Here is a 2,903-nt window from a genome sequence, read left to right on the forward strand (position 1 = left end):
CCTTGACGTACAGCAGTCGCTCCATCGGGTCGGCGAGGTGGGTGCCGAGGTTGACGACCGTCATCGAGGCCTGGTTGTTCGCGGTCGTGTCGCCGGCCGCGCGGGTGGATACCGGCACCGCCGCCACCATCGACTTGCGCGGCAGCGGGCCGTGCTGCAAGAAGTGCCGCCGCAGCGCGCCGCCGCACAGCATCAGCACGACATCGTTCAGCGTCGCGGCATGCGCGCGGCGCAGCGCCTTGATCTGCGCGATCGGCAGGCTGACGCCGGCGAAGGCGCGACCGTCGCTCACCGAGGCGTTGAGGCGCGTGCGTGGCGCGAGGCCGATCGATGCGTCGCCGGCGCTGCCGCGCACCTGGGCCACCGCCCTGYCGGCGACGCTGCGCACGCCTTGCGTGGCCACCTGGGAGAGCGCGCCGACCGTCGACGGCAGGGCCTTCACCAGGTTGCCGTACTGCTGCAACTGGTTCGCGAGCACGCCGCTCAGCATGTCGGCGAGGCCGATGTCGAGTTTCTTCGCGGCGCGTGTCTCGTGCTCGATGCTGCGCGGCGTGGCCTGCACGTCGAGGATGGCCTGGGCCAGTGCGATCGCGGCCTGGCCGTCGACGGCGGCGTGGTGCAACTGGGTGTAGAGGCCGACGCGCCGGGTCTTGTCGGGCCCGGGCGCRAGGCCTTCGAAGACATGGAATTTCCACAGCGGGCGGTCGCGGTCGAGCAGCACCGGGTGCAGCTGGCTGACCTGCTCGTCGAGTTCGGCCAGCCCGCTGCCCTTCGGCAGCTTGATGCCGACGATGTGCTGCGTGAGGTCGGGCGCCGCATCGACCCACACCGGGTTCGCGAGGTTGAACGGCATCCACGCGAGCTTGCGGCTCAGCGCGGGCGCCAGCGGCAGGCGGGACTCGATGTGGCGCCGCACGTCGCCGAGAAAGCTGCCCTTGTAGCTGGCCGGCAACTCGAACAGGTGCAACGCGCCGACGTGCATCGGCATCTCCGGCGTCTCCATGTACAGGAAGGACGCGTCCAGACCGGACAGCTGCTTCATGGGCCTCTCCCTTGGGGGTGAGGCTGATGCTAGGGCGCGGTCTGCCCCCCGGCGCTCGGGGGAAGCCCTACTCGTCGATCAGCGTGCGCAGCGGATGCGCATGCCCAGGCCACGGGCTCTCGAAGAACGCCGCCACCATCGCCGGTGTCACGCCCTCGATCTGCGCCGGGTTCCAGCGCGGGYTGTGGTCCTTGTCRACSGCCAGCGCRCGKATGCCCTCCACCGTCTCGCTGGCYGCGCCGGGRCGCAGGTGGAAGCAKTGGYRCACCAKGTCGCGCTCCATGCGCAGGTCGTCGGCGAGCGTCATCGTGCGGGCACGCCGCACCTGCTCGAGCGTCACCGCCATCATCAGCGGCGAGCGCTTGGCCAGCGTCGCGAGCGTGGCTTGCGCCCAGCCGCTGCCGTCGCTGCGCAGCGATTCGACGATGCCGATCAACGACTCGGCAGCAAAGTGTCGATCGATCGACGTGCGATCGAGCACAGTCGTCGCAGCTGGCGCCACCGCCCGCGCACGCACCGCAGCGTGAAGCTGCGCCGCGTTCTCATGCGGCTGATCCACCAGTGCCTCGACCAGAGACGACAGCGCGTCGCTGGGAACACACACATCTGCCAGCCCGCAAGCGATCGCATCACCCGCCCCGAGGATCTGCCCCGTCAGCGCCAGGTACTCGCCGAGCCGCCCCGCGCAGCGCGCGAGGAACCAGCCGCCACCCACGTCGGGGAACAACCCGATGTGCGTCTCCGGCATYGCCATCTTCGTGCGCTCGGTCACCACGCGCAGCGACGCGCCCTGCGAGATGCCCATGCCACCGCCCATCACGATGCCGTCCATCAGCGCGATATAGGGCTTCGGATAGGTGTGGATCAGGTGGTTGAGCGCGTATTCCTCGGTGAAGAAATCTTCCAGCTCCGGGTTGCCGGCCAGCGCCGCCTGGTAGAAGAAGCGGATGTCGCCGCCGGCGCAGAAGGCCACGCCCTTGCCTTCCAGCGTCGCGCCACGCACCACCACGGCCTGCACGGCAGCGTCGTCGCGCCAGGCCAGCAGCGCGCGCGTGATCTCGCGGATCATCGGCAGCGACAGCGCGTTCAGCGCCTGCGGCCGGTTCAGCGTCAGCAGGCCGATGCCGCCCTGCACCTGCGCCACGATCAAAGAAGAACCGCTCATGCCCGCGCCTCCCGCAACCCGACCCATGCATTGACGAACAAGGTGCCCAGCACCAGGCTGCCGCCGACGATCACCGCCATCGACGGCTGCTCGCTGGTGCCCAGCCACGCCCACGCGATGCCGAACACGATCTCCAGCAGCGCCAGCAGCGACATCTCAGGCGCCGGCAAATGCCGCGCCAGCCGCACCGCCAGCACGCACGGGATCGCCAGCTGCACCAGCCCCAGCAGGCCGAGCAGCGCCACGTCGTGCACCGAGGCCTGCAGCGRCAGCGACAAGGGCAGCGTGACGATCGCCGAGACCAGCGAGCCCAGCAGCAAGGCCGGCACCAGGTCGACCGTCGTGCCGCTGCGCTGCAGCGTGTTCCAGTTGATCGCGCTCGCGACGGGCACGCCCAGCGCGACCAGCGAGCCGATCACGTGCTGCGGCTCCGAGCTGACCCCCTGCCCGTACATGTAGGCGATGCCCAGCCCGGCCAGCACGATGGCGGCCCAGGTGCGCCGCGCGACCGGGTGGCCGAGCGTGAAGCGCGCCAGCACCGCGGTCATCAGCGGCGCGAGCGCCATCGTGATCAGCACGTTGGCCACCGTGGTCAGCGTGAGCGCCACCATGAAGCAGGTGAACATCACGCTCCACATCAGGCTCGAGATCCACAGCGGCCGGCCGCCCGCGCGCAGCAGCGCGAAGGTGTCGCGG

General features: G+C 70.2%; 3 protein-coding genes. All 3 read right to left on the bottom strand.

The features are described 5' to 3' along the window. Window positions 1–1,042 (bottom strand): wax ester/triacylglycerol synthase domain-containing protein (locus AC1D12_RS29845; RefSeq protein ID WP_477844841.1); only part of this gene is annotated, 1,042 nt, incomplete at its 3' end. A gap of 67 nt (window positions 1,043–1,109) precedes the next feature. Beyond that, complete coding sequence (locus AC1D12_RS29850) at window positions 1,110–2,207, bottom strand: enoyl-CoA hydratase/isomerase family protein (RefSeq protein WP_477844843.1); 1,098 nt, start codon at window positions 2,205–2,207, stop codon at window positions 1,110–1,112. Further along, window positions 2,204–2,903: DMT family transporter (locus tag AC1D12_RS29855; protein WP_477844845.1), on the bottom strand; the 700-nt coding region annotated here is incomplete at its 5' end. The genes AC1D12_RS29855 and AC1D12_RS29850, both read right to left, overlap by 4 nt.

It is taken from the genome of Rhizobacter sp. P1_G5, from assembly GCF_056405435.1.